Annotated in this window: 3 protein-coding genes; all 3 read right to left on the minus strand. The window is 65.7% G+C overall.

The window, feature by feature from the left end:
- Positions 1 to 518 precede the first annotated feature (518 nt).
- Positions 519 to 764 carry a DUF2274 domain-containing protein gene (locus DBR23_RS26460; protein WP_024537615.1) on the minus strand — a complete coding sequence of 82 codons (246 nt, stop codon included), beginning with the start codon at positions 762 to 764 and terminating at the stop codon, positions 519 to 521.
- Complete coding sequence (locus tag DBR23_RS26465) at positions 761 to 2,029, minus strand: TrbI/VirB10 family protein (RefSeq protein WP_024537616.1); 1,269 nt, start codon at positions 2,027 to 2,029, stop codon at positions 761 to 763. The genes DBR23_RS26460 and DBR23_RS26465 overlap by 4 nt, the downstream gene beginning before the upstream one ends.
- Positions 2,030 to 2,031: 2 nt before the next feature.
- A partial coding sequence (gene trbG / locus DBR23_RS26470; protein WP_233250765.1) for a P-type conjugative transfer protein TrbG occupies positions 2,032 to 2,832 on the minus strand: 801 nt, incomplete at its 5' end.

Below are 2,832 nucleotides of genomic sequence, written 5' to 3' on the forward strand. Positions count from 1 at the left end.
TCCCCGGACTCACGCCCACTACACACCGGTTCACCCGGCACCTGCGTTGGTCTGCATGTCGGTGCGCGGCTCGATCACTTGGCACCCGTCGCGGCTTTGGGGCTGCGATGGGTGAATTACACATTATGTGAACATTGTTTGTCAACAGGATGTGAATGAATTTTTGTGAAATTTTCACAAGCGGTACTAAACTCCACTCACGCCCAATCCGGGCGGGCAACAAAAAAGTTCTGGTGTCAAGTCCTTCGTGCAAATCACGCAGAGCTTGAAACCGTATATGGGACAGTAGGTTAGCTCGTTTTCAGGCCACTTTGCGGAAGTGCGGCCTTGTGGGCTAGGAGCCACATAGGAGCGTCGGGAGGGAAAGCCGGATCGCGCTGGAGCGTGCGGGATTGCCGAGGAACGGCGGGCCTGTCGCACCATCATAGCCCAAGAGGCTTTGCGTGCGGCATCCAGAGAATGAAGAACGCGCAGCCTGGGGCTGCGCGTTCGACGGATGCCATTGGTACGCGACGCCATCATGTCGGCTTCGTTGGCGCGCTCCGTGTCGCTGTGCCCTTCCTGAATCCCCGATCCCCCGCCATGAACGCCTCCAGCATGTGCGGGATAAGCGTCGTTGCATCGACGGTCTCGCCATATGCCTGCGCGTGCAGCGCGGCATAGCGGTCGAGGGTGGCCCTCAGGCTGGCCGGGCAAGCGAAGGTCAGCTTGACGCTCTCGGTCTTGGGCAGTGGCCCGAGCCGCAGTTTCTTGGTCGTGCTCATTGCATCGCTCCCCGCTGGAAGAACATTGGCTGGTACGGACGCAGCACCAGATCGCGGTTGGCGATGATCCGCACCGGCAGGCCGGGCCGCTCGGTCAGCGTCGGCTGGATGTTCATGTTGCGCCGGGTCATCTCCTGCCCGACCTGGTTGATGCTGTCCTGTGCGCTGTCGCGCCCGGCGATCACGATGCGGTTGCCGTCCTGCCGGTTCTCCGGCGCGGCCAACTCGGCGCCGATGCCCAGCAGCGTCGTCAGCGCCGCACCGGCGACGATGCGGCTCCAGTGGTAGTCCACACCGTCTTCCAGGCCCGAATAGCCGGCCGGATCGGTGCCGACGAGGTTGTCCAGCGTCAGCGAGGACGTGTCCGGCAGGATGATGCGGTTCCAAACCACCTGCACCCGGCTCTGTCCATAGCTGACCTGGCTGTTGTAGCGGCCCAGGATGCGCGAGCCCTGCGGAATCAGCAGGAACTTGCCCGTGGCCGTGTCGTAGACCGGCTCCGTCACCGTGGCGATCACGTCGCCCGGAAGATCGGACTTGATGCCTGTCACCAGCGCGCCAGCGATCACCGTCCCGGCCATCACCTGATACGGCGAGGACGGCATTTTCAGATTCCCGGAATTGCGGGTTTCCGTAGAGCCGCCTTTCAGGAACGCCTCTTTCTGGTCTTGTCGATTCTGCACAGCGGTCGGGTCGGCGGGCTGGGCCGCCGTCGAGGCCGGCCCGGCGGCGAGCGGGTCGAAGCCCGCCAAGGCCGATGCTTGGCCAGCCGCAGCGACTTGCGCAGCCGCTGGCGCGGCGGTCTTGCCAGGCGTGCCCGAGCGGAAGAACACCGAGGAAGCTGCTGCCGCTTCAGCTTCCTTGCGCCGTGCATCCTCCGGGTCGTGGCCCGGCGGCGCGTAGGTGGGCGTCACCGGCTGCTGCGCCTTCACGATGGCCGGGCCAAGGTCGCCCGGCAGCGGCGGCCCCAGCTCGGGCACCTTTCGCGGCAGCTTGGAGTAATCCGAAGGCAGGCCATCCAGCCCCTCGGACTTCGAGACGCGATCGACGTTGTAAAGCTCGGTCTGCTCGCCTGCGCCGCGCCGGTGCGGCTGCAATGACCAGATCGTGGCCCCGAGCACGGCGACCGACAGGCCACCGGTGAGCATGGCCAGCGTGCGCCGGTTCAGGCGTGTGACCGGGCGCGGCTGGGCGCGCAGCGCCACCGCCTCGGGCGCGACCTTGCCCGCCTGCGGCGCAAAGTCAGGGGAATCGTCCTGGCTCATGCTCAGTTCCTCCGCGTGCCATCGGTACGTTCGATCCGCACCACATCGCCCTTGTCCCCGCCCAGGCGTAGTTCGGCGGCGCCGAACAGGCGATCCACGATGTAGTACGGCGGCCGGAAGCGGTAATTGACGAGTTGCCCATCGCCCTGGGCGCCGATGACGAACAGCGGCGGCAGTTCGCCTTGGGCGATGCCCGGCGGAAACTGGATATAGACCTTCTCGCCGTCATCGAAGGCGCGCAGCGGCTTCCAAGGCGGATTGCTGCCGCTGACCGCATAGCGGAACCGGATCTTCTCCAACGACAGCCCGGCATCGACCGGCGCGGCGGCGCTGGCCGCCTGCGCCTGGCGCTGCAAGGCCAGCATCTTGTCCTTCGGGTACTCCCAGGACACCGACGCCATCCACGTCTTTTCGGTAGAGGTCAGCTCCAGCAGATAGGTGCGCCGGCTGGTCGTGATGACGAGATTGGTCTTCAGGCCCGAGCGGATCGGTTTGACCATCACATTGACGCGCAGCGCGTCAGCGCTGCCGCTCGATGTGTCCCCGACGATCCAGCGCACGGTATCGCCAGCGGCCACCGTCACCAGTTCCTCGCCGGGCTGGAGCGCGATCACCGTCACGCGGCCCACGGCCGCATAGACCTGATACAGCGCGCCATCGGTGAAGGGCCAGACCTGGATCGCGTTGACGTAGCCCTCGCGCGTGGGCGCAATGCGCGCCTCGGCGTTGGCGCGGGACACACGCACGGTTTCATCGGCGGGTTCCGGCGTGGGCTTGGCATCCGGCGCAGATGAAACCTGTGC

The sequence above is a fragment of the Acidovorax sp. HMWF018 genome (assembly GCF_003061035.1).
GTDB lineage: Bacteria > Pseudomonadota > Gammaproteobacteria > Burkholderiales > Burkholderiaceae_C > Acidovorax > Acidovorax delafieldii.